Annotated in this window: 18 protein-coding genes and 8 tRNA genes; 11 read left to right on the forward strand and 15 right to left on the reverse strand. The window is 49.0% G+C overall.

Features of this window, described 5'->3' with window-relative positions; translation table 11 throughout:
- Positions 1 to 121: 121 nt before the first annotated feature.
- From BZJ19_RS12255 to BZJ19_RS12270, 4 genes are all read right to left on the reverse strand, one after another.
- A tRNA-Met gene (locus BZJ19_RS12255) sits at positions 122 to 198 on the reverse strand.
- A 37-nt stretch (positions 199 to 235) separates the two neighbouring features.
- A tRNA-Gly gene (locus BZJ19_RS12260) sits at positions 236 to 311 on the reverse strand.
- A gap of 10 nt (positions 312 to 321) precedes the next feature.
- A tRNA-Met gene (locus BZJ19_RS12265) sits at positions 322 to 398 on the reverse strand.
- A gap of 29 nt (positions 399 to 427) precedes the next feature.
- Positions 428 to 501 (reverse strand) — tRNA-Cys (locus tag BZJ19_RS12270).
- Between the two features lie 397 nt (positions 502 to 898).
- Between BZJ19_RS12270 and BZJ19_RS12275 the strand changes: the two genes are divergently transcribed.
- A complete protein-coding gene (locus BZJ19_RS12275; RefSeq protein WP_077479215.1) occupies positions 899 to 2,407 on the forward strand; it encodes a M28 family metallopeptidase in 1,509 nt (502 codons plus the stop codon).
- A gap of 33 nt (positions 2,408 to 2,440) precedes the next feature.
- Here BZJ19_RS12275 and BZJ19_RS12280 read toward each other — a convergent pair whose 3' ends face one another.
- The 3 genes from BZJ19_RS12280 to BZJ19_RS12290 form a co-directional block, all read right to left on the reverse strand.
- Positions 2,441 to 3,013, reverse strand: a complete 573-nt coding sequence (locus BZJ19_RS12280) for an alpha-ketoglutarate-dependent dioxygenase AlkB family protein (RefSeq protein WP_201249195.1) — start codon at positions 3,011 to 3,013, stop codon at positions 2,441 to 2,443.
- A gap of 116 nt (positions 3,014 to 3,129) precedes the next feature.
- Entirely contained in the window at positions 3,130 to 3,738 is a 609-nt protein-coding gene (locus BZJ19_RS12285) for a 2OG-Fe(II) oxygenase (protein WP_077675849.1), read from the reverse strand.
- Between the two features lie 115 nt (positions 3,739 to 3,853).
- The gene (locus BZJ19_RS12290; RefSeq protein WP_077675850.1) at positions 3,854 to 5,134 is read right to left on the reverse strand and encodes an NAD(P)/FAD-dependent oxidoreductase; all 1,281 of its coding nucleotides are present in this window, start codon (positions 5,132 to 5,134) and stop codon (positions 3,854 to 3,856) included.
- Positions 5,135 to 5,431: 297 nt separating this feature from the next.
- On the opposite strand from BZJ19_RS12290, the gene BZJ19_RS12295 reads away from it, so the two are divergent.
- The 7 genes from BZJ19_RS12295 (at position 5,432) to BZJ19_RS12325 (ending at position 14,073) form a co-directional block, all read left to right on the forward strand.
- Entirely contained in the window at positions 5,432 to 6,475 is a 1,044-nt protein-coding gene (locus BZJ19_RS12295) for an ABC transporter substrate-binding protein (RefSeq protein WP_077675851.1), read from the forward strand.
- 233 nt (positions 6,476 to 6,708) lie between these two features.
- Positions 6,709 to 7,719, forward strand: coding sequence for a low-specificity L-threonine aldolase (ltaE, locus tag BZJ19_RS12300; protein WP_077675852.1), 1,011 nt, complete (start codon positions 6,709 to 6,711; stop codon positions 7,717 to 7,719).
- A gap of 181 nt (positions 7,720 to 7,900) precedes the next feature.
- Positions 7,901 to 10,291: a Lon protease family protein gene (locus BZJ19_RS12305; RefSeq protein ID WP_077675853.1), complete on the forward strand. Its 2,391-nt coding sequence runs from the start codon at positions 7,901 to 7,903 to the stop codon at positions 10,289 to 10,291.
- Between the two features lie 233 nt (positions 10,292 to 10,524).
- Positions 10,525 to 10,752: a FeoA family protein gene (locus tag BZJ19_RS12310; protein ID WP_069589119.1), complete on the forward strand. Its 228-nt coding sequence runs from the start codon at positions 10,525 to 10,527 to the stop codon at positions 10,750 to 10,752.
- Complete coding sequence (gene feoB, locus BZJ19_RS12315; RefSeq protein WP_077675854.1) at positions 10,752 to 13,079, forward strand: ferrous iron transport protein B; 2,328 nt, start codon at positions 10,752 to 10,754, stop codon at positions 13,077 to 13,079. Before BZJ19_RS12310 ends, feoB begins: the two co-directional genes overlap by 1 nt.
- A complete protein-coding gene (locus tag BZJ19_RS12320; protein WP_077675855.1) occupies positions 13,030 to 13,251 on the forward strand; it encodes a FeoC-like transcriptional regulator in 222 nt (73 codons plus the stop codon). The genes feoB and BZJ19_RS12320 overlap by 50 nt, the downstream gene beginning before the upstream one ends.
- 192 nt (positions 13,252 to 13,443) lie before the next feature.
- Complete coding sequence (locus BZJ19_RS12325; protein ID WP_077675856.1) at positions 13,444 to 14,073, forward strand: Fic/DOC family protein; 630 nt, start codon at positions 13,444 to 13,446, stop codon at positions 14,071 to 14,073.
- Between the two features lie 74 nt (positions 14,074 to 14,147).
- On the opposite strand, the gene BZJ19_RS17120 is transcribed toward BZJ19_RS12325, so the two are convergent.
- From BZJ19_RS17120 to BZJ19_RS12350, 6 genes are all read right to left on the reverse strand, one after another.
- Positions 14,148 to 14,315, reverse strand: a complete 168-nt coding sequence (locus BZJ19_RS17120) for a hypothetical protein (RefSeq protein ID WP_157891193.1) — start codon at positions 14,313 to 14,315, stop codon at positions 14,148 to 14,150.
- Between the two features lie 176 nt (positions 14,316 to 14,491).
- Positions 14,492 to 14,578: transfer RNA gene (locus BZJ19_RS12330), tRNA-Leu, on the reverse strand.
- A gap of 38 nt (positions 14,579 to 14,616) precedes the next feature.
- Positions 14,617 to 14,692 (reverse strand) — tRNA-Gly (locus BZJ19_RS12335).
- Between the two features lie 133 nt (positions 14,693 to 14,825).
- Positions 14,826 to 14,902 (reverse strand) — tRNA-Met (locus tag BZJ19_RS12340).
- Between the two features lie 24 nt (positions 14,903 to 14,926).
- Positions 14,927 to 15,000 (reverse strand) — tRNA-Cys (locus BZJ19_RS12345).
- Positions 15,001 to 15,219: 219 nt separating this feature from the next.
- On the reverse strand, positions 15,220 to 15,807 hold the full coding sequence (locus BZJ19_RS12350; RefSeq protein WP_077675857.1) for a TfoX/Sxy family DNA transformation protein: 588 nt from the start codon (positions 15,805 to 15,807) through the stop codon (positions 15,220 to 15,222).
- Between the two features lie 303 nt (positions 15,808 to 16,110).
- Here BZJ19_RS12350 and BZJ19_RS12355 point away from each other — a divergent pair, with 303 nt between their 5' ends.
- The 3 genes from BZJ19_RS12355 (at position 16,111) to BZJ19_RS12365 (ending at position 18,759) form a co-directional block, all read left to right on the forward strand.
- Positions 16,111 to 16,677, forward strand: coding sequence for an LON peptidase substrate-binding domain-containing protein (locus BZJ19_RS12355; protein WP_077675858.1), 567 nt, complete (start codon positions 16,111 to 16,113; stop codon positions 16,675 to 16,677).
- Between the two features lie 133 nt (positions 16,678 to 16,810).
- Positions 16,811 to 17,734 (forward strand): HDOD domain-containing protein, encoded by a 924-nt coding sequence (locus tag BZJ19_RS12360; RefSeq protein ID WP_077675859.1) that lies wholly within the window; start codon positions 16,811 to 16,813, stop codon positions 17,732 to 17,734.
- 119 nt (positions 17,735 to 17,853) lie between these two features.
- Positions 17,854 to 18,759 carry a LysO family transporter gene (locus tag BZJ19_RS12365; RefSeq protein WP_077675860.1) on the forward strand — a complete coding sequence of 302 codons (906 nt, stop codon included), beginning with the start codon at positions 17,854 to 17,856 and terminating at the stop codon, positions 18,757 to 18,759.
- Positions 18,760 to 18,848: 89 nt separating this feature from the next.
- Here BZJ19_RS12365 and ptsG read toward each other — a convergent pair whose 3' ends face one another.
- Together ptsG and BZJ19_RS12375 are read right to left on the reverse strand one after the other, a co-directional pair.
- Entirely contained in the window at positions 18,849 to 20,276 is a 1,428-nt protein-coding gene (ptsG, locus tag BZJ19_RS12370) for a PTS glucose transporter subunit IIBC (protein ID WP_069589109.1), read from the reverse strand.
- Positions 20,277 to 20,900: 624 nt separating this feature from the next.
- A complete protein-coding gene (locus tag BZJ19_RS12375) occupies positions 20,901 to 21,680 on the reverse strand; it encodes a TatD family hydrolase (protein WP_077639917.1) in 780 nt (259 codons plus the stop codon).

Raw genomic sequence — 21,680 nt, forward strand, 5'->3', positions numbered from 1 at the left:
ATGACTTCACATACCTAAAATTTGGTTGCGGGAGCCGGATTTTATCGCGCAATGCAATTGCGACGACCGCAGGTCTTATTGATAACCTTGCCTACGTTAATGACTTCACATACCTAAAATTTGGTTGCGGGAGCCGGATTTGAACCGACGACCTTCGGGTTATGAGCCCGACGAGCTACCAGACTGCTCCATCCCGCGTCCGTAACATCAATCATTGCTTGATGTGGGCAAAACTTGGAGCGACATACGAGGTTCGAACTCGTGACCTCAACCTTGGCAAGGTTGCGCTCTACCAGCTGAGCTAATGTCGCTTTGTAAAATTGGTTGCGGGAGCTGGATTTGAACCAACGACCTTCGGGTTATGAGCCCGACGAGCTACCAAACTGCTCCATCCCGCGTCCGATTTTTACTCCGCCTAGTGGAAACATGGAGGCGCGTCCCGGAGTCGAACCGAGGTCCACGGATTTGCAATCCGCTGCATAGCCACTCTGCCAACGCGCCTTTCTTTTTGTTTCCGCCGCTGCGGTACGGGGAGGCATTCTACGGATTAACGTGATCGAGTCAACACTTATTATTTAATAAAAGTTTCAACTGCCTGCTTTGTAAACGAAAAAGCCAAACTTCGCGCGATTTGATGTGATTTTCAGCATTTTATCTCTATTGTTATCAACTCAGTCCGCGTTTTCCTTGGTGCAACACTAAGGATGATTACGTCTACGCGCATAAAGTTATCCTCCTACCTCCTCCTACGTTAAAAACAAAATCATCACTATTAACAATTTTGTGACAACTAATCTATCCACTAATGGTTTTATCAATTTATCAACAAGTTGTGTTTTTCCTCTACAGTAAGAAGGTCGCATGGAGTTTAGCGACCCTATTCACTCAAGGAGGAACTATGCATTATAAACGCACGGCTCTGGCCGTTGTCCTTGCAACAAGCTGCACCCTCGCGCAGGCTGAAGATAAGAAAGTCTGGATCTCGATCGGCGCAGATGCACAACAAACCGCTTTGGCTTCTGGTGCACAGCCTTTATTAGCACAGTCAGTCGCACACAATGGGCAAGCATGGATTGGTGAAGTCAGTGAATCTGAGTTAGCCGCCCTCTCCCACGAGATGCACGAAAACCATCACCGCTGCGGTGGTTATATCGTGCACTCATCCGCCCAAAGTGCCATGGCTGCGAGTAACATGCCTCTTTCGCGCGCTAGCTTTGTCGCGCCTGCAATCAGTCAGCAAGCGTTAGTGACACCTTGGATTAGCCAAATTGATAGTGCACTCATCGTTAATACCATTGATCGTCTCACCGATTTTCCCAACCGTTTCTACACCACTACATCAGGGGCGCAGGCTTCCGATTGGATAAAGCAACGTTGGCAATCGCTCAGTGCAGGGTTAGCCGGTGCGTCCGTCACTCAGATTTCACACAATGGGTATAATCAAGAATCGGTGATGTTAACCATCGAGGGCTCAGAATCGCCCGACGAATGGGTCGTCGTCGGTGGCCACCTAGACTCGACGATTGGCTCGCGCACCAATGAGCAAAGTATTGCGCCTGGCGCCGATGATGATGCCTCAGGGATTGCTGCTGTCACAGAAGTGATCCGCGTCTTGGCGCAAAACAACTTCCAGCCTAAGCGGAGTATCGCATTTGTTGCCTACGCAGCAGAAGAAGTTGGATTGCGTGGTTCGCAAGACGTTGCCAACCAATTTAAGCAAGCGGGCAAAGAGGTTCGTGGGGTCTTACAACTGGACATGACAAACTATCAAGGATCTGCTGAAGACATTGTCTTTATCACCGACTATACCGACAGTCAGCTCACTCAGTATCTCACGCAGTTGCTTGACGAATACTTGCCTACCTTAAATTACGGCTTCGATACTTGTGGCTATGCCTGTTCCGATCACGCCTCGTGGCACCAAGTCGGCTATCCAGCCGCCATGCCGTTTGAAGCCAAATTTAATGATTACAACCCTAACATCCATACGCCGCAAGACACCTTGGCAAACAGCGATAGCGAAGGGGCTCACGCCGCGAAGTTCACGAAACTCGGTTTGGCCTATACGGTGGAGCTCGCGAACGCCGACAGCTCGCCCAATCCGGGTAACGAGCTGAAACTCGGAGAGCCCATCAATGGACTCTCTGGCGCTCGCGGGAATGAAAAGTACTTCAACTACCAGTTAGAACAATCCGGTGCGCTAGTGATCCGAACCTATGGCGGTTTTGGTGATGTAGACTTGTACGTCAAAGCCAACGGCGATGTCAGTAAGGAGAACTGGGATTGTCGCCCTTATCGCAGCGGCAATGATGAGGTTTGCCGGTTCGACAATGCAACGTCCGGCGACTATGCGGTCATGCTGCGAGGGTATAGTGCTTATGACAACGTTAGCCTGATTGTCGAGTAACGCCAGAACCACTGCCGATGAGCGGCAGTGGTTCTATTCTTTTCCTGACGACGACGTTATCCAGCGGAAAGTTAAATTAATGCGTGCGCCCACTGGTTTTTGTGTTTTGGGTAACGCATGTTGCCAATACGCTTGTGTCTGTCCTGCCATGACTAGTAACGCACCATGACTCAACAAAAACTCGCGTTTGTCTTTACTTTTGGTATGACGGAATAAAAACCGTCGACTCGCGCCCAGACTCACCGATGCAATCGTCGGCTGCTCTCCTAATTCGGCTTCATCATCTTTGTGCCATCCCATGTAATCGCTGCCATCCCGGTAGAGATTGAGTAACACAGTATTGAAACGGGCATGCGCGGCAGCCTCAACACGCGCTTTCAAATCCAATAGTTCAGGTGTCCAAGGGCGGGGAGATAATGTGAGTCCACTGTAGGTGTAAGCATGATCACCGTACCAAGCTAATAAACGCGGCTGCATCACGGTACGACCAAACATCGAAATGGGTAATTGTTGCCAAGGTGTGTGCTGATACAACGCTGCCATTAGGTTATCGGCATCGGCCATTGCCAACCAATCGGGCTGCCAATGCACAGTCGCTTGTGGCATAGCAACGGCTTGCTGAGCGTCGAACTCGGCATGGTTAAAAAAGCTTTGCTGTTGCGGAGAACCCGTCATACTGACCGCTTGCTGGTTATCACTCGTAGCTGTCAGTATGCGGTTTGTTAGCGAATTGGATCAACCCGATGACCACTCATGCCGTTAATGCGGTACCAACCCGCAATGCTAAACCGTTGTCGTTTCGCGGGTAGTACCTCGTGGGGAAACTCTTCCGATAAGAAGGTCACAAGGCGACCGGCTTGGGGCCATAATGTTTTCAGATGGCTCCCATCGGCATGGTAAATAACGATTTCGCCCCCGTCCTCTTCACACCAGTCATGGTTCAAATAGAGCACTGTAGTGACTTTTCGGTTAGAGCGGCCTTTAAAGGCATCCACATGTTTGGCATAAAAATCACCGGGGTTATACTTGGCGAAATGCGCTTCATATTCAAMAAGACCAAGAAAGAGATGACGATTAAACGCAAGTTGCAATTCAAACATCTTATCGAGTAACGCATCAATGGCTGGGGCATGGCCGCGCTCTAACCAATGGATCTTGTCGGTGCGGATTTGGGTATTGGTATGTTGCTTCTGCTCGCGCCCAATACTGGCTTGCGTCCACTGCTCAGGCAAACATGCGTGTAAATCAGCCACTTCTTGTGCTGTTAAAAATTGATCGCACACGCTTAGTCCGTGTGTCGCTAAATCATCAATGATGCTCAGTGTGTTCAAGCACTTACTCCCCGCTATTTGAAGGGCTACCTTACTGTCTTCTTGGCGGGGAGCAACACGAGATCTTTATCGTGACGACAAGTGTTTTTAATCGTTAACGGTTTGTACGTCGTGGTTACCCACCGAGCATATCGGCAAGCTTCGCTTTCCAAATCGCGAGAGCCAATGCAGGACTACGCAGCATTTTCGGGGTCGGGATCCAACCATGCTTTAAACGTGCAAACACATCAAAGCGACTGGCTTGTCCGTCCATCGCTTCGGCAATCACGCGTCCTGCTATATTCGTCAGCCCAACTCCATGACCTGTGTATCCATGCGCGGTATAAATATCTTGGCCGAGGTGATCAATGTGTGGCATGTAACTGCGCGTCACGGCAAACAACCCGCCCCAGTGGTAGTCCATCTTCACATCGCCTAACTGAGGAAAAACCCTTGTCATTCGTTGGTGTAGACGTTGAGCGGAGTCTTTATACTCACGATTAAACGGGTGGTTCACGCCACCAAATAAGAGGCGTCCGTCTGCGGTGGGACGGTAGTAATCAAGACAGTTGTTGAGATCAGACATGGCCATGCGATTAGTAACGGGCATGCGATCGCCTAGTGGCTCGGTCACCGCAATAAAGGAGGCAACTGGGAGGACTTTCGCTTGCGCCTTGCGGTCTAAGCCATCGAGATAAGCATTGCATGCCAGCAATATGCGGGAAGCATTCACGTCACCTTGAGGCGTACGAACGCAGTGAGTCGGCCCCTTCTTTATCGACTGCGCCGGGCTATGCTCAAAGATTTTCACGCCTAAATCCTGCGCAGCTTTCGCCAACCCGAGTGTGTAATTGAGGGTGTGAATATGCGCACTATTCGGGTCGTATAATCCCCCTAAATAGCGCTCCGTATTCGCCACTTCTGCCACCTTAGCCTGATCCCACCATTGCGCCATCGGATACTGATAGTCACCTTGCTTTAAGGCATGCCAGCTTTGTAACTCGGATTGTTGTGCCTTGTTTAACGCCAGTTCAATGTATCCCGGTTGGAAGTCACAGGCTATCTGATGGCTATGAATCCTTTCACGCACAATATCAACCGCTTCAACGGAAAGGTCCCAAAGTTGCTTACCCCATTGCGCGCCATAGGTTTCATGCACCTCTCTAAGTCCGAGGCAATATCCCACTAAACATTGGCCGCCGTTACGTCCAGAGCCCCCCCACGCAATCGTCTTGGCATCCAATACAATCACTTGATAGCCGCGTTGACGTAATTCAATCGCGGCGTTTAATCCCGTTAATCCTGCGCCAATGATACAAACATCGGCGTGGTGACTACCGGTTAAAAGCGGAAAAGATAAGGATTGATTTTGCGTAGCAGCATAGTAATTCGTGTCGGGGCGGTACGTTTTGACCATGTTCTCAATGGTTACTCATTTAGGTGATTCAATAAATAAGGCACAAGCTCAGGATACGAGTGTGAGGCTTGTACACAAAGCGCGCAGATAGTCGCATTGTCGTGCGCGACTCGCAAGCCAAAAATGACAGGATAATGCCCAATAATTTGGGGGCGCACGCAAGGGTTATGCTACCGTTAGCGGAACGTTTCACGAAACGCGATTTTGGTKAAAAAAAAGTCATTGACACAAAGGCTGGGTGCAATATGATGCGCCCCGACGTGTACTCGGCCAGCAAGCCATTGAAGGACCATGATAATGAACAAAATCAATCACGGAATTACCGCGACCGCATTCGCACTTTCAACTGCATTTGCAAGTGGGGTCAGCGCAGACGATAAAATATTGAATCTCTACAACTGGGCGGAATATATGCCCATGGAAGTGATCAATGCGTTTGAAGAAGAATACAAGGTGACGGTCAATTACTCGACCTTTGAGAGTAATGAAGCCATGTATGCCAAGTTGAAGCTACTTAATGGAAAAGGCTATGACCTAGCTTTCGCTTCAACCTATTTCATCGACCGCATGATCAAAGAAGACATGCTGGCCAAAATTGATAAATCAAAGATCAGCCACTTCGATGAGTTACGTCCCGGCCTACTGGGTCAACCGTTCGATAAAGCGAATGACTACTCCCTGCCCTATGTATTCGGCGTGACGGGTATCAGTTACAACAACCAATATGTCGACGGGGACAAAGTCACTAAGTGGGCCGACCTATGGCGTGATGACTTCAACGCACAAGTGATGCTTCTCAACGATGTGCGTGATGTCTTTGGCATGGCGTTAAAAGCGCAAGGACACAGTATTAACAGCAAAGACGAAGGCGAGATCAAGCAAGCGTACGAGTACCTTCGTCAATTGCGTGACAACGTTGTGGTCTATAACTCAGATGCGCCTCACGTTCCTTTTGTGACCGGTGAAGTGACTATTGGTCAGCAATGGAACGGCAACGCTTACATGGCGCAGCAAGAAATTGATGGCATCGAGTTTGTTTATCCGCAAGAAGGCGCGATTCTCTGGATGGATAACTACATTATCCCCAAAAATGCGGAGAACAAGACGCTGGCTCATCAATTCATCGATTTTATGTATCGTCCTGAGAACCAAGCCAAACTGGTCGAGGAATTTGGCTATCCGGCGCCCAATACACGTGCGGCGGAGTACCTGGATGACGAGCTGAAAGAAAACACGACCATTTTCCCTACTGACGAAGCCGTCAACAGTGGCGAATTTACTGATGATGTGGGTGAAGCGGTGAAAATCTACCAAAAATACTGGCAGATGCTGAAAAGCTAATCATCGACAGAGGGTCTCATCTGTTTGGTATTCTCACCAAATGTCTAGGGAGTCCCTTCCAGTAATTAATCAGGCCATGCCCACGGGTATGGCCTTTTTCGTGCGCGTATATTTGTCTATTCTTTGTGGTTAGGTCCTAAAGATAATCGCCGATCTCGACTGCCAACTAACGAGCATTGTGTGTATTATTAGGCAACACGCTCGACGACCCTCACTCAGCAAGGATGTAATACATGATTGATTTTCGCTCCGATACCGTCACCAAACCCGACCAAGCCATGCGAGATGCGATGGCTAACGCTTCCGTCGGCGATGATGTTTACGGTGATGACCCGAGTGTCAATGCATTAGAACGCTGGGCCGCAGAGCGCCATGGCTTTGATGCCGCCCTATTCACCACATCAGGTACACAAGCGAACCTATTAGCGCTGATGTCGCACTGTGAGCGCGGTGACGAATACCTGTGTGGTCAGCAAGCGCACAACTACAAATATGAAGCCGGTGGTGCAGCGGTATTAGGCTCCATTCAGCCCCAGCCTATTGAAAATGCTCCAGACGGCACGCTACCATTTGAGAAGCTGGCTGCGGCCATTAAACCTAATGACTTTCATTTTGCACGCACCAAATTGCTCAGCTTAGAAAACACCATCGGCGGCCGTGTTCTACCCCTTTCCTACCTAGCCGAAGCTCGCACGTTTTGCGACAAACACCAGCTGAACCTTCACCTCGATGGCGCGCGTGTTTATAACGCTGCCGTCGCATTGGATGTCGATATTGGCGCGATAAGCTGCCATTTCGACTCAATGACTATCTGTTTGTCGAAAGGATTAGGGGCACCGATCGGCTCCTTACTGTTGGGTTCGAAAGCCTTCATTGAAAAGGCAAGACGGCTACGCAAAATGCTGGGCGGTGGTATGCGTCAAGCCGGTATTCTCGCCGTTGCCGGACAAAAAGCGCTCGAAGAAAATGTCGAACGTCTCGCTGAAGATCATGCTAACGCTCATTATTTAGCCAATAAAATCAATGAGATTGAAGGCTTTTCTACCCACAATTATGACGTTCAGACCAATATTGTGTATGTCGATATTGCCGACAACATCGACCGAGTTCGTCTCAATATGCGCCTGATGGATAACGGCTTTCGAGTGAGTTTAAATGGCACGCCGGCCCGATTTGTCACCCATAAAGACGTAAATCGTCAAGATATCGACGCATTGATAAACGCGATTAAAAAATCGCTCTAATCAGCCCTGCTTTTATGACGCATTCAAAAGGGCCTTTAACGGCCCTTTTTTGCTCATTTATTCGCCACCCAGTGCTAAACTGTGACTCTGTCGCAACTTTCTCCACCAGCATCACTAAAACAGTCACTTACACTCGCTACACTGAAAGCATCAATCGATAAAAGACCAAATAGGATCGATTATGGCGACTACCGTGGTGAACAGCGAACGTTTGTATCGCGAATCTAGCTTTAAACACAGTGACATCACCTCAACCAAGCACCTTGCGCCGTTGGATGAAATTGTTGGCCAAGACCGAGCACGACATGCCGTTGAGTTTGCCATGTCGATCAAGGAAAAAGGCTATAACATTTACGCCATCGGTCAGAACGGATTAGGCAAGCGCACCATGGTGATGCGCTATTTAAACCACCATTGGAAAAATGATACGTCTATCCATGATTGGTGCTACGTCGCTAATTTCCAAGAAGCCCGCGCGCCTGAATTCCTAAAGCTTCCCGCAGGGCGAGGAAGTGAACTCAAAAAGCACGTTGAGCAGCTAATGGGAAAACTTGCCAATGCGCTGCCGCTCGCGTTCGACAACGAGATGTATTATCAGCGTGCTGAAACACTCAAAAATCAGCTCACCGAGCGCCAACAAACCGTGTTAAAAGCACTCAGCGATAGTGCAGAACAAAACAATGTTAGTTTGACGATCACCCCGCAAGGCGATTACCAGTTTGTTGCCCTTAACGGCGAAGAGCCTCACACTGAGGACACCTTCGATGCGCTCTCTCAAGATGAGCAAATGGCATTCGGCAAGGTGATTGATAAACTCGAAACCGAACTGCGCAGCATTGTGCGTCAACTCGGCGAATGGGAAGAAGACTACGCGGAAAAGCAACAAGCGCTGGATGAAGAAGTAGCGCGCGATGTGATTGCCGCCCAAATGAAGTCCGTCACCAAAGCGTTTGCAGATCTCCCTGAAGTGCTGGCATTTCTAGAGGCGATGCAAGCGGATATGCTAGAGCATTTGGACATCTTTCTCGAAGACAGCGAGGATCAAGCGGCGCTCGCTTATGCCGCACTCGATAAAAAACTACCGCGCCGCTACCAAGTTAATGTCTTGGTGAGCCAAGACGACAACCAAGCACCTGTCGTGGTGGAAGACAGCCCCAGTTATCACAACCTCTTTGGTTATGTTGAAAATGCTACTTTTAAAGGCACAGTGTTCACCGACTTCTCGCTGATCCGTGCGGGCAGTTTTCACCGCGCTAATGGCGGCGTGCTGCTGATGGATGCCATCAAGGTACTCGAGAAACCCTACGTCTGGGACGGCATCAAGCGCGCCCTAAGCACAAGACAGCTCAGCGTGAGCGCCCTTGAACGCGAAGTCACCCTTAGTGGCACTGTATCGCTCGATCCCGCCCCCATTCCGCTTGATGTAAAGATCATCTTATTTGGTGATTACCAAACTTATCAATTGCTGCAACGCTATGATGCCGAGTTTAGCGAGCTATTTCGGGTAACCGCCGACTTCGAAGACGATATGCCACGCAACGATAGCACAGAGCAGCAGTACGCGAAGTTTATCTCCAGCATTATCCACGACGGCGGTTTACTGCACTGTAGTCGCGGTGCGATTGCGCGCATCATTGAGCACAGTGCCCGTCAAGCCGAAGATCAAAATCGCTTGTCGCTACACTCCGCTGACATTGCTAATCTTTTGCGCGAGTCCAACTACTGGGCGACGCAGGCCAACGCCAATAGCATTCGTGCTTTACATGTCGAGAAAGCCCTAGCAAGCCGCAATATGCGGGTGAGCCGCGTGCGCGATAGCATGATGCAGAACTTTGAAAACGGCGTCACCTTGATCAATACCACCGGCTCTGCACTAGGCCAAATCAACGGCTTATCGGTATTGAGTACGTCAGATTTTAGCTTCGGACTCCCCAACCGGATTACTGCCACTACCGCTTATGGTGAAGGCGAAGTGCTCGATATTGAGCGCAGCGTTAAACTCGGTGGACGAATTCACTCTAAAGGGGTGATGATCTTGTCCGCGTACCTCGCCACCCTACTCGGCAAAACAGAACAAATCCCGCTCAAAACGCATATCACTTTTGAGCAATCTTACGGAGGCGTCGATGGAGACAGTGCGTCAATGGCAGAGTTTTGTGCGATTCTCTCGGCGATTACGGGCGTGCCCTTGCGTCAAGATCTGGCGATTACAGGCTCCATGAACCAATTTGGCGAGGCGCAGCCGATTGGCGGCGTGAACGAAAAAATCGAGGGCTTCTTTGATGTATGCACCATTAAAGGTCCCACCGAGCAGCAAGGGGTGATCATTCCCGCCGCCAATATCCAAAACCTGATGCTGCGCAAGGATGTGGTCCATGCGGTAGAGAAAGGCGAGTTTCACATCTATGCGGTCTCCCATGTGGCCGAAGCGCTTTCGCTGCTTACCGGACAAAACGCAGGGTTTGGCCCRGATGCAATCACCACAGACAACCTGCTTGCAACCGCCAAAGCCAACTTAAATGATCAGCGGCGTAAAGCACAAAAAGAGTCATCATCACATCACGCACGCTAACCTATCACTCGCTGGCAGTGGTTTAATTGCCAGCGAGTGAAATATTTTATTACACAGTTAGCGGCTAATTTTTGATTTTTCCCTTCATATATCTACCTCTTTGCCACCATTTCTTTCATCGTCTTACTTTCAAGACAAGATGCTCACTAAAAATTGCTTGATCCTAAGCAAAAAACCACGTGAAATTTAAGCGTAATATCCAATGCAAACCATTCTTATTTGGATCTCGCACTATGAAACTGTCGACTCTCGGTCGCGGCCAGGCCGCACGCATTACCAGTGTCCATCATGTGCCAGCTGTTATCCGCCATCGCCTTGCCGTTATGGGATTAATCCCGGGCACCGCCGTTGAGCTGGTTCGGCGTGCACCCCTGGGCGACCCATTGCAAATACGCCTCGACAACGAACAACTCATCGTCCGTCGTGAAATCGCTAAGCTGATCGATGTGGAGGCCATGTAATGAGTAAAACACGCATTCTTCTCGCCGGTAATCCCAACTGCGGTAAAACCACCTTGTTTAACGCATTAACCGGTTCTCGCCAAAAGGTTGGTAACTGGGCGGGCGTCACGGTAGATAAAAAAGTCGGCCAGCTTTCACTCGATAATGCTGAGGCCGAGATCACCGACTTGCCCGGCTTATACGCGCTAAACGCTGGCTTTGACGCGAGTTTAGATGAGCAAATCGCGACCTTTTCGATTGATAGCCGTGACAGTGACGTCATCATTAACGTACTGGATGCAAACAGCCTAGAGCGTGGACTGTACTTGACACTGCAGCTCCGTGAGCGTGGTGTGCCTATGGTGGTGCTGATCAACAAAATGGATCTGCTCGATAGGAACGGACAACAGCTTGATATTGCTAAACTGCAAGCGTGGTTAGGCTGTCCTGTCCTCACCGTCACCGCCTGCCAAGCAGACAGCGTCGCGACATTTCGCCACCAACTGTCCCATATTGTGAGCGACATCCCTCAGTGCGACGCCATGCAACTGAACTACGGTGAGCACATCGAAGCTTGGATACAAGCCCACCTTGGCGCCAGCTTTATTCGTACCGCGACCGGACAAGTGAACCAACGCGCGCACCTGTTAGAATGTCTCGAACGTGGTCGCCTGCCTGATGGCAGTGACGAGGCGCAACAACATATCTTTGCGCAAGCCTGCCAATCGCTCGCCGAGCATGATACTGATATTCTGATTGCCGATGCACGCTACAGCTATATCCGCGATTTGGTGCATGACACCCGTCGTGAGCATCGCCACTTAAGTCGCAATAATACTGAAAAGCTTGATAAGGTTATTCTTAACCCCTTCTTATCGCTGCCTATTTTGCTCGCCGTGCTATACGCCATGTTTGTGTTTGCGATTAATATCGGCGGCGCATTTATCGACTTTTTTGATATTGCCGCTGGCGCGATTCTTGTCGATGGCACCCACCAGCTACTGGATGGGGTGCTTCCGACCGCCATCGTCACCGTTATCGCAGATGGTCTCGGCGGCGGGATCCAAACTGTCGCGACCTTTATTCCCGTCATTGCGGGCTTATACCTGTTCCTCACTGTTCTCGAAAGCACAGGATATATGGCACGCGCCGCATTCTTACTCGATGGTTTAATGCAAAAGATCGGCTTGCCGGGCAAGGCCTTCGTCCCTTTAATTTTGGGCTTTGGCTGCACGGTGCCGGCAGTGATGGCAACCCGTACCCTAGAACAAATCAACGAGCGCAAAACCGCGGCTACCATGGCTACCTTTATGTCCTGTGGTGCACGACTACCGGTGTACGCCTTATTTGCTGCCGCTTTCTTCCCACAACAAGGGCAAAACCTCGTTTTTGGCCTTTATTTACTGGGCATTGTGGTGGCGATCATCACCGGTCTGATTTTGCGTCACACGCTTTACCCCGGGCACAGTGAAAGCCTGCTCATGACGCTGCCAGACTATGAATTGCCACGATTACGCCATGTAATGAGCAATACTTGGCAGAAGCTACGCCGTTTTGTTTTGGGTGCCGGTAAAACCATTGTACTGGTGGTAACCATTTTAACCTTCTTCAACTCGCTCGGCACAGATGRTACATTCGGACACGAAGACAGCGACACGTCCGTGCTATCTAAAGCCGCTCAAGTTGTGACGCCTGCCCTCGCCCCGATTGGTATCGAAGAAGATAACTGGCCGGCCACCGTAGGCCTTGTCACCGGTTTGTTTGCCAAAGAAGCCGTCGTTGGGACGCTTAATAACCTCTATGCATCCTCAGATGTTGAGGAAGCCTCCACCACGATTGGTGATGCCTTGCTAGAGGCAGTACAAAGCATTCCAGCCAACTTGTTTGATATTGATTTCAGTGATCCACTGGCGGTGAGCGTGGGTGATATCGATGATCCCGAATTGGCGGCAGAAGAGCAAGAAGTCAGTCTCGCCACATTCGACAACCTGCATCACCACTTTAGCTCCACCGCTAGCGTGTTGGCCTACTTGATGTTTATTTTGCTCTATACCCCCTGTGTAGCAGCGATGGGCGCTTATACTCGCGAGTTCGGTCGCCGTTTCGCTATGTTTATTGCCAGTTGGTCAATGTTACTGGCCGTCAGCGGTGCGACACTGTGTTTCCAAATCACTCAGATCAGTGTTTCACCGGTTTCTGCTTCACTCTACATTGGCGGTATTTCGGCGCTACTCATCGCGGTAGTTGCCGCAATGCGCTACATCGGTAAGCATCCTCATTGGTTTAAGGAGACCTATTATGATCCTGCAAAAGCTCAAAGCCAGTGTCACTCAGGCGGGTGTCATTAGTGCTGAGGCGCTTGCCAAAGAGTATGGCCTAACCCCAGACGGCGTGGACGCCATGATGGAAATGTGGATAAAACGGGGGGCCATCGTTCGTCAGTGCCCCTGTCAGGATCCTGCCGATATTCATTATCGCTTGGCACATCACAATGAGATCCATTGCCTCAGCATGGTCTAACCCCTTCCCTTTTCAAGCAGCGTTTCGACGCTGCTTTTTTTACTTCTGCATCCAGCGTAACACCCATTATCTATCCACTATACTCAAAGCCTATGGCATAACAGCCAGCGCCATCGCAACAGGCAACATAACTGATCATGGCGAATGTCGTATCCTTAAGACCATGGTGACAGACAAGCAAGGAAGACAGGTATGACACGTTATGAGACGCAAGCCTCAGAGGCGCAATATCAACCTGGCTCGAATGAGCAAGTCTTGCGTAACTTACTCGGTATCACGCAATTGCACGACATAGAAGATATTGAGGCAGTGCTTTTGTCTAAACTCTACGAAAGGATTTTTACCGGTGGACACTTTCCTCGCGCACTGCGCTTTAACACTATGGCCAGTTGGCACCGCCAGTGGCTCGGGAATGTCTATTTGTGGGCTGGGCAGGTGCGAAATGTCGAACTGAGCAAGGCGGGATTTCGCTTCACCTCACCGAAACAAATTGGTCCTTGTCTCACTCAGTTTGAACGAGATTACTTAACGGATTATCCCAATTTACCAACGATGACACGCACAGAGCTCATTCACTTTTTAGCGCAAAGCCATGTTGAATTCATTCTTATCCATCCATTCCGAGAGGGAAATGGACGCATTTCTCGCTTATTGATTGATGTGATGTGTCAAAAGGCAGGGATAGGGTTGCTAGATTATCGGCTATGGGAGGAAAACAAAGATTTTTATATTGCCGCTATTCAGGCGGGCGTCGGCCATGATTATCAGCATATGGAACGCTTAGTAAAAGATGTATTGCCACCCAGTTCCCCACAGGGTTAACAAGGTCTTCGTCTATTGCCGATAATCATTGGCTTCTCGCCGTCCTTACTGCAGTGACTTACTGCAGTGAATGGCTAATCGGCCAATGCGAGCGCTTGGTACTTTTGTCGGTTTTCTTTTAATTTAGCTTCTACTTCTTCCGTGGTTGCTTGCGTTTCGATTGCCGTCGAGCTTGCCACCGCGCGATCAATCATTTTTTGTGTGACTTGTTTTGCTTTTTTTTGCATCTCTGGCCTGTGCATACTGCCCTCTTTCATTATGGTTAAATTTTAGGCAAAAAAGCATCTAAATTCAATGGTGATATGATTATCACTTAGACAATATTGTGACTGGGATAAGGCTTTTAACACAGCGTGCAAACTCGCCGGCCGTAAAACGCAAAAACGGCGACCAATCTGGTCGCCGTCTTCTTTTTTAATGGTGCCCCGGGCCGGACTTGAACCGGCACAGCGCGAACGCCGAGGGATTTTAAATCCCTTGTGTCTACCAATTCCACCACCGGGGCACACAATTCTTTCAGCCGCTTACGCCACTGTTGTGATTTGGAGCGACATACGAGGTTCGAACTCGTGACCTCAACCTTGGCAAGGTTGCGCTCTACCAGCTGAGCTAATGTCGCTTTTTAACAAGCGTTTTATAACGCTTTAGAAAACTGGTTGCTGTATCCGGATTTATCGCACAATGCAATTGCGACGACCGTAGGTCGTGTTGAATGAGCTTCAACCAAATAAACTTTTTCTGCAACATAAAGTTGGTTGCGGGAGCCGGATTTGAACCGACGACCTTCGGGTTATGAGCCCGACGAGCTACCAAACTGCTCCATCCCGCGTCCGTATTGTTTCAGCCAAGTGCATGGAGGCGCGTCCCGGAGTCGAACCGAGGTCCACGGATTTGCAATCCGCTGCATAGCCACTCTGCCAACGCGCCTTTACGTTTCACCTCTCGGCTAAGTGGTTTGAATTCTACATAACTTTTTTCGCCTGTCACGTATAAATTGCACTTTAGTGGTTTAACCGTCGATTATTTATCCAAGCGTCACATTTTTCGCACAATCTGAGTCTATTCGCGCCACCCGCCTTGCTTTGCTAGACCCTAAACATAAAAAAGCCGACCTATTCGGTCGGCTGTCTGCGCGAAAAATGGGTATTAAACAGCGGCAAGTAAACGATCGCGCTCTTCTTTTTCAATCAGCTTCCAGTGACAACCTTGTTGCGCACCGGCAAATTTCCACAACAGGGTGACATCCACATCTTTGCCATGAGTCATCTGCACACGGCGAAACAGCTCCTCGGGAGTAAGCTGATTAAATGTACGCACATCTTCAACGCCAGATTTCTTCAGCATACGCTCAATGGTCAATCGCAGATTAGGCAGATCGCGCAGTCGTCGGCTCTCTAAGCTCTCTTTGCGTTTTTTATCTGCCACCGCAATATCGATCGATGTTTTGACAAGCAGACCTAATTCGGGATCGTCTTGAATGTATAAGCTGGTTATTTCGTAATAATTAACAACCGCGGTTGAGCTCTTTTTGACATGAACAAATTTACGACAGGTTTTGTCGAGTAGCTTTTCTGATAACGCGCCACCGCCTCTCAAATACAGCCGCTTATCGGTCAGTAACATAAACATCGCGCCGTCGTAGAAAAAACCCGTTCCGCCAAACATTGAGCGTTGTTCCATTTCACCGAAGTTGCTCAAGTACTTAACAATATGGGCTTTAAATACCACACTCATCGGTAACTCCTATTTCTCTCCTGAGCTAAAAAGTTGTGACCAAAAAAGCGGTCACAAAGCCTAATAATTCGACACGCAAAATAGTGCATGATGTTGATATGAAATTCTATGCATTAGATCACTGTACAGAAATTTAACCTCTAAAAAGGCATGGGATTATTAAGGGTATTTTAACAAGCATTCGTATTTCGTTTTAAACAGACAGGAATAGTGATGAAGACTTAACCAAGTTGGCTAAGTGCGCTAAATTTAAGGAAAGGATATTTTCTACTCGAGGATACGATGTCAACGAAGCCCGTTTTAATGAAAACCAGTCACTTACTCCCCGGAGGCTTGCACACCTATATTGTGCCAGAAGCCTTTTACTTAAGTGCGCTATCGCAGGCAGGCAACCCGCCTGCGCTTCTGATTGCGATGCAAGAAGAAGGGAGCGAGCTCGAGACACCCAGTGCGATTTCTCCCATCGTAACCCTCTGCCACGTCGCGGATTTTAATCGCCACGATACCCATCATATGGCGCTAACACTGCAAGGCATCGAATGTGTAAAAGTCGAATCGATTACACTGGGTGACAATGACGTAAAGTTAGGCACATATTCGCCATTACCCCAATGGCGACAACAAAACACACCGCAAGAATATGAATATTTAAGCAACAAACTTGCGCAATACTATCGCTCCAACCCTGCGCTACATCACCATTTTAACCTCGCGCAATATGACGAACTTGGGTGGGTGTGTTTGCGTTGGCTGGAGCTGCTGCCTATTGAAGTCAAACAAAAACAGCTATTGCTGTCACAACCTAGCCCAAATCAGGTCGCGGAGTTTATCGATAAATTGCTACGTTACCCGCTCGAAAACGACGAGTGACGCTAGCACCTACTCCAAGTTGTTCAAAGTATCAACAAAGGAGCGGAAAAAACGAGTAATCCACGTGTTCGCGGTTCTCTTTCCTGTGCGTCCGCATTACCATACAAGACGGTAGAAAATAGAATCAGGACTTATGGACCATCTGTCATTCTTTTGGGTCTCCCCCGATCGCGATAAGTACTTACGCGGCATAGAAACTGAGTTTTACAAACGCGCCGTTGAAACCATCCGTGTCAATCGCCTTGCTCTTCCCCCTTTACCGGATGTCGTTCTGTCAATTCAGCGCGCCAGTAAGCAGCCTCACACTACGATGCGCGATATCGCTAACTTGTTGATCGATGATCCTAGCCTTTGTGGTGCAGTACTCAAAGCAGCAAACTCCGCCTTATTTGCGCCACGGGCCACCGGCAAATGCAAAGACATCCAAACAGCAGTCTCCCGATTAGGGGTCGATCGTGTGTTAGGGATAGTGACCGCCGCAGCGATTTATCAATTAAAAAGCCAAGCCAAATTTGGCCCACAGTGCAATCACATTTTGAAGCGAAGCGCGCAAAAATCTCGTGAGTTTGCAGCAGCTATGGCGTTGGTGACCCAGAAAATTCATAACTATTGCGATGAGCCCTTGTCGGTTGAGCCAGAAAAAGCCTTAATCATTGGTCTACTCGCAGATATTGGTTTGTACAGCATCATCGGCGAATTTCAGCGCTTTCTCGATGAAGGCCACTACCTTAAGTTTGATATCGCCGAACAAGTCTTCTTTAACTTATCGGGCGATTGCAGTCGACTCATCCTTCAAAACTGGCACTTTGAGCGTGATTACATTGAAGTGGCGATTAATACCAAGCTATACACACACGCTCGCCCAGACATTACCTATTTAGATATTGCACGCATGGCGAATCACTTGCTCATGTTCCGTAACCATGATGACGCCATTGATGACCATGACGTTGAGCTCACCGCCCCCGGGGCTGAAGCCCTCTATGAACTGTCTAACTTGAACGAGGTAGACTTTACCCGTGAGCTTGACGCTGTCATCGAAGCGAGCAGTATCTAACGCCAATGCGCCTGTCACGCTGTGGTGTGATTCCATATCACAGCTGTCTGATTTTATTGACCAGACTATTAACCGATTGATAACCTCGATGAACTCTTTCTTTATTGTGAGCAAAATCGATGTTCTCAGGGATGTTACTGATCTTTTTACCCCTTATCGTGGGCTACCTCATACCCCTTAAGCGGCCTCAGCATGTTCATTGGGTTAATACGCTAACCGTCCGACTGGTGATCGTGATTTTATTGCTGATGGGCCTGAGCTTAGCCGCTCTCGACAACCTAGGGAGTAACATTTCCACTATTGGTGTCTACGCGACAACCTTCTTTATCTGTATTGGGGGTGCCAACCTCCTCGCGTTACCCATTTTAGATAAAATCTGGCCGACGGACACGCAGGGCCATCAACACAAACTGAAGCTAAGCACCATGATGTCTGAATCGGGCAAACTGATAGCCGCCGTCTTTGTGGGGCTCGCCTCTGGCCTGATCGTAGAAATGGACTTATCTTGGGTCGATACCGCCAGCGAAATCATTCTGCTACTTCTGCTGTTCTTGATTGGTATTCAGTTACGCAATAGTGGCATGACACTTAAACAAATTGTACTGAATAAAAAAGGGGTAGTGATCGCCGCGCTCATCGTCATCACCTCACTGCCGGGTGGTTTATTGGCCGCATGGTTACTCGATCTGCCTTATCATCATGGCCTTGCGATGGCATCCGGGTTCGGCTGGTATTCCTTGGCAGGGATCTTAATGGGAGATGGGCTCGGCCCCGTCTATGGTGGCGCCTCGTTTATTGTCGAACTTGCCCGCGAGCTGGTGGCCATTATGTTGATTCCCATGATTATTAGCCGTTATCCACTCACAGCGATTGGCTATGGTGGCGCAACCGCAATGGACTTTACCTTACCCATTATTCAAAGCACCGGCGGGATTCGCTGTGTGCCGATCGCGATCGTCAGCGGCTTTATTTTAAGTCTGCTGGTTCCGGTACTAATGCTATTCTTTCTCTCGCTCGGCGCATAACGCTCCCTCACCTTTTCTCATCGTGGCAAATACACATAAAAAAAGGAGAGCCAATGGCTCTCCTTGATCATCTTGGACGATGTCACTGGTTAGTGACTGCGCATCCAATCATCCATTTCCGTACGCAGGTTGTCTGATTTCGTACCGAAGATAGCTTGTACGCCACCAGATACAACTACAACACCCGCTGCACCAAGTTGCTTAAGCTTGTCTTGGTTAACAATTTCAGTGTCTGCCACAGAAACACGTAGGCGTGTAATACATGCGTCAAGACCTGTGATGTTGTCTTTACCACCGAAGGCTGCAACCAAGTCACCCGCTAGCTCAGAGCCAGTCGCTGTTGAGGTTTCAGTGGTTTCGTCTTCGCGACCTGGGGTTTTCAGGTCAAGAGCACGGATCACCACGCGGAATACGATGTAGTAAAGAACACCATAACCCAGGCCAAGCAGTACCAGTGTGGTCACGTTCTCAGCACGTGGCATTTGTACGATAAAGTCGATGAAACCGTTAGAGAAAGTATGGCCGTGTACCACGCCCAGTGCGTTGGTCAACACATAAGCCAAGCCCGCCATCACCGCGTGAATACCGTACAGTACAGGTGCGATGAACAAGAACGAGAATTCGATAGGTTCAGTAATACCAGTAAGGAATGAAGTCAGTGCTGCTGACGCCATGATACCCATGATTTTGGCGCGGTTTTCTGGTTTTGCAGAATGTGCAATCGCAAACGCAGCGGCTGGTAGACCGAACATTTTGAACAAGTAACCACCGGCTAACTGACCGAAGCCGTTGCCTGCTTCACGAGTCGCGTCGTTAGCGGTCAAGAAGCAAGTCATGATGCCATTCACTTGCTCGCCTGCATTGTTCACACAGCTACCTGCTTCGTAGAAGAAAGGTACGTTCCAGATGTGATGCAGACCGAATGGGATCAATGCACGCTCTACAATACCGTAGATACCAAATGCGGTCACAGGGTTTTGCTCTGCAGCCCAGTGAGAGAAGGTAGCGATCGCACCACCGATTGGTGGCCAGATAACAGAAAGGATGACACCCAGTGCGATAGAGAGGAAACCGGTGATAATTGGCACCGAACGTTTGCCCGCAAAGAAACCAAGGTAGTCAGGCAGCTGAATGGTGTAGAAGCGATTAAACGTCCACGCAGCCACAGCACCGGCGAGAATACCGCCGAGTACACCCGTCTTGATTTCTTCAGCGCCCATCACAGGAGCCATCACGTTAAGTGTTGCCACCATGATGCCGTAACCGACGATCGCAGACAGACCGGAAACACCGTCGTTGTTAGTAAAGCCCAGCGCGACACCCACGGCGAACAGCAGTGCCATTTGGCCGAACACAGACCCACCAGCTTGTTCCATCAGATGAGAAACAATATCTGGCATCCAGCTAAAGTTGGCCGCACCAACACCCAGCAATATACCTGCTACCGGTAGCACGGATACTGGTAGCATCAGCGCCTTACCGACTTTTTGCAGGTTAGCAAAGAGGTTTTTTGACATAGTCTTGCTCCTGACAAGGAAGTTAACAATGCATGCTCTCGTGGCTAACCATTCGGCTCCCCCGCGACAGGTGGCCCGAAAACGTCGGACGCCTGAGAGTCATTGCGATTTGTGATTATTGAACTCACCCAAACTATAAGGTGCGAATCATCACCCTGCCTACGTACGATGATTTTACTGATTAAAAAGTAAATATAGATCACAATTAAACCTGCTGACAAAATCAGCAAAAATACTCGTAAGTAAATGATTTAAAAGTGACTTTTATTTTAAAAAGCAAGAATTGAAAAAGTGCAACAAGTGCAATGAGAACAAAGTGGAAGGTTATTTTACGTAACGAATTAATACATTGCGTAATAGAGATACGAAAAAACCTATTACTTATAGAATTTCAATAACTTATAGCATTTTTGATTCAAATCAAAAATCGATAACGACATTGTCAGCATGGTCACTTTGACGTCAATATGACGCAATTTTGACCAAAAAATAACAGCCGTATCTGCATGTCATCAGGCGAGCCACATACATCATAAGGCGTGAAATGATTTTATTTTACCCGCCCGATATACAATGAAATGGCAAAAGAAGAAAAAGCCCGGCATTGTCGCCGGGCTTTTTGAATTAATTAGCTTTCGCACCGCTAAAAAGCGCAAAAAAGTTGCGGCTTGTGACATCACAAACCGTCTCAACCGTTTCCCCTTTAAGCAACGCGATATACTCGGCAACTTCCCGCACGTAGGCAGGCTGGTTTTGCTTACCGCGATAAGGCACCGGCGCTAAATAGGGCGAGTCAGTTTCTACCAACAAGCGTTCTAGCGGTAAACGGCGTACCACCTCTTTAAGCTCGGTCGCCTTATTAAAGGTCACGATACCTGAGATAGAAATATAAAAGCCTAGCTCAATAGCCGCCTCGGCCATCTCGTAACTCTCTGTAAAACAGTGTAGCACGCCACCAACACGTTCAGCCCCTTCCTCACGTAAAATCGTCAGTGTATCTTCACGTGCCGCGCGGGTATGAATAATCAGTGGCTTATTAAGCTCTACCGCTAAACGCACGTGCTGGCGGAAAATCTCTTGTTGCTGTTCGGCCAACTCGGGCTGGTAATGGTAATCCAACCCTGTCTCGCCAATAGCCACCACACGATCATCAGCGGCAAGGGCCTTTAAACGGTCATAATCGAACCCGTTTTCAATATCGAGTGGGTGAACACCACATGAGGCAAAGACTTCGGGGTAAGGACGAATCATCTCCAACATCGCGGGGAAGCTATCCAGCGTCACCCCCACCGAGAGAAAGTAATCGACACCTCTTGCCTTCGCTTTATCTAATACATCGGCGACATTCTGGTGTAGTGCGTCATAATCCAGTTTGTCGAGATGGCAATGAGAGTCTATTAACAC

It is taken from the genome of Salinivibrio proteolyticus (genome assembly GCF_001996165.1).
In the GTDB taxonomy this organism is placed as follows: Bacteria; Pseudomonadota; Gammaproteobacteria; order Enterobacterales; family Vibrionaceae; genus Salinivibrio; species Salinivibrio proteolyticus.

What these genes read in the sequence shown, in the direction of transcription:
- BZJ19_RS12275 (WP_077479215.1), top strand. Translation starts at nt 899, where the DNA reads ATGCATTATAAACGCACGGCTCTGGCCGTTGTCCTTGCAACAAGCTGC.
- BZJ19_RS12280 (WP_201249195.1), bottom strand. Translation starts at nt 3,013, where the DNA reads ATGCCACAAGCGACTGTGCATTGGCAGCCCGATTGGTTGGCAATGGCC.
- BZJ19_RS12290 (WP_077675850.1), bottom strand. Translation starts at nt 5,134, where the DNA reads ATGGTCAAAACGTACCGCCCCGACACGAATTACTATGCTGCTACGCAA.
- BZJ19_RS12295 (WP_077675851.1), top strand. Translation starts at nt 5,432, where the DNA reads ATGAACAAAATCAATCACGGAATTACCGCGACCGCATTCGCACTTTCA.
- ltaE (WP_077675852.1), top strand. Translation starts at nt 6,709, where the DNA reads ATGATTGATTTTCGCTCCGATACCGTCACCAAACCCGACCAAGCCATG.
- BZJ19_RS12310 (WP_069589119.1), top strand. Translation starts at nt 10,525, where the DNA reads ATGAAACTGTCGACTCTCGGTCGCGGCCAGGCCGCACGCATTACCAGT.
- BZJ19_RS12320 (WP_077675855.1), top strand. Translation starts at nt 13,030, where the DNA reads ATGATCCTGCAAAAGCTCAAAGCCAGTGTCACTCAGGCGGGTGTCATT.
- BZJ19_RS12325 (WP_077675856.1), top strand. Translation starts at nt 13,444, where the DNA reads ATGACACGTTATGAGACGCAAGCCTCAGAGGCGCAATATCAACCTGGC.
- BZJ19_RS17120 (WP_157891193.1), bottom strand. Translation starts at nt 14,315, where the DNA reads ATGCACAGGCCAGAGATGCAAAAAAAAGCAAAACAAGTCACACAAAAA.
- BZJ19_RS12350 (WP_077675857.1), bottom strand. Translation starts at nt 15,807, where the DNA reads ATGAGTGTGGTATTTAAAGCCCATATTGTTAAGTACTTGAGCAACTTC.
- BZJ19_RS12355 (WP_077675858.1), top strand. Translation starts at nt 16,111, where the DNA reads ATGAAAACCAGTCACTTACTCCCCGGAGGCTTGCACACCTATATTGTG.
- BZJ19_RS12360 (WP_077675859.1), top strand. Translation starts at nt 16,811, where the DNA reads ATGGACCATCTGTCATTCTTTTGGGTCTCCCCCGATCGCGATAAGTAC.
- BZJ19_RS12365 (WP_077675860.1), top strand. Translation starts at nt 17,854, where the DNA reads ATGTTCTCAGGGATGTTACTGATCTTTTTACCCCTTATCGTGGGCTAC.
- ptsG (WP_069589109.1), bottom strand. Translation starts at nt 20,276, where the DNA reads ATGTCAAAAAACCTCTTTGCTAACCTGCAAAAAGTCGGTAAGGCGCTG.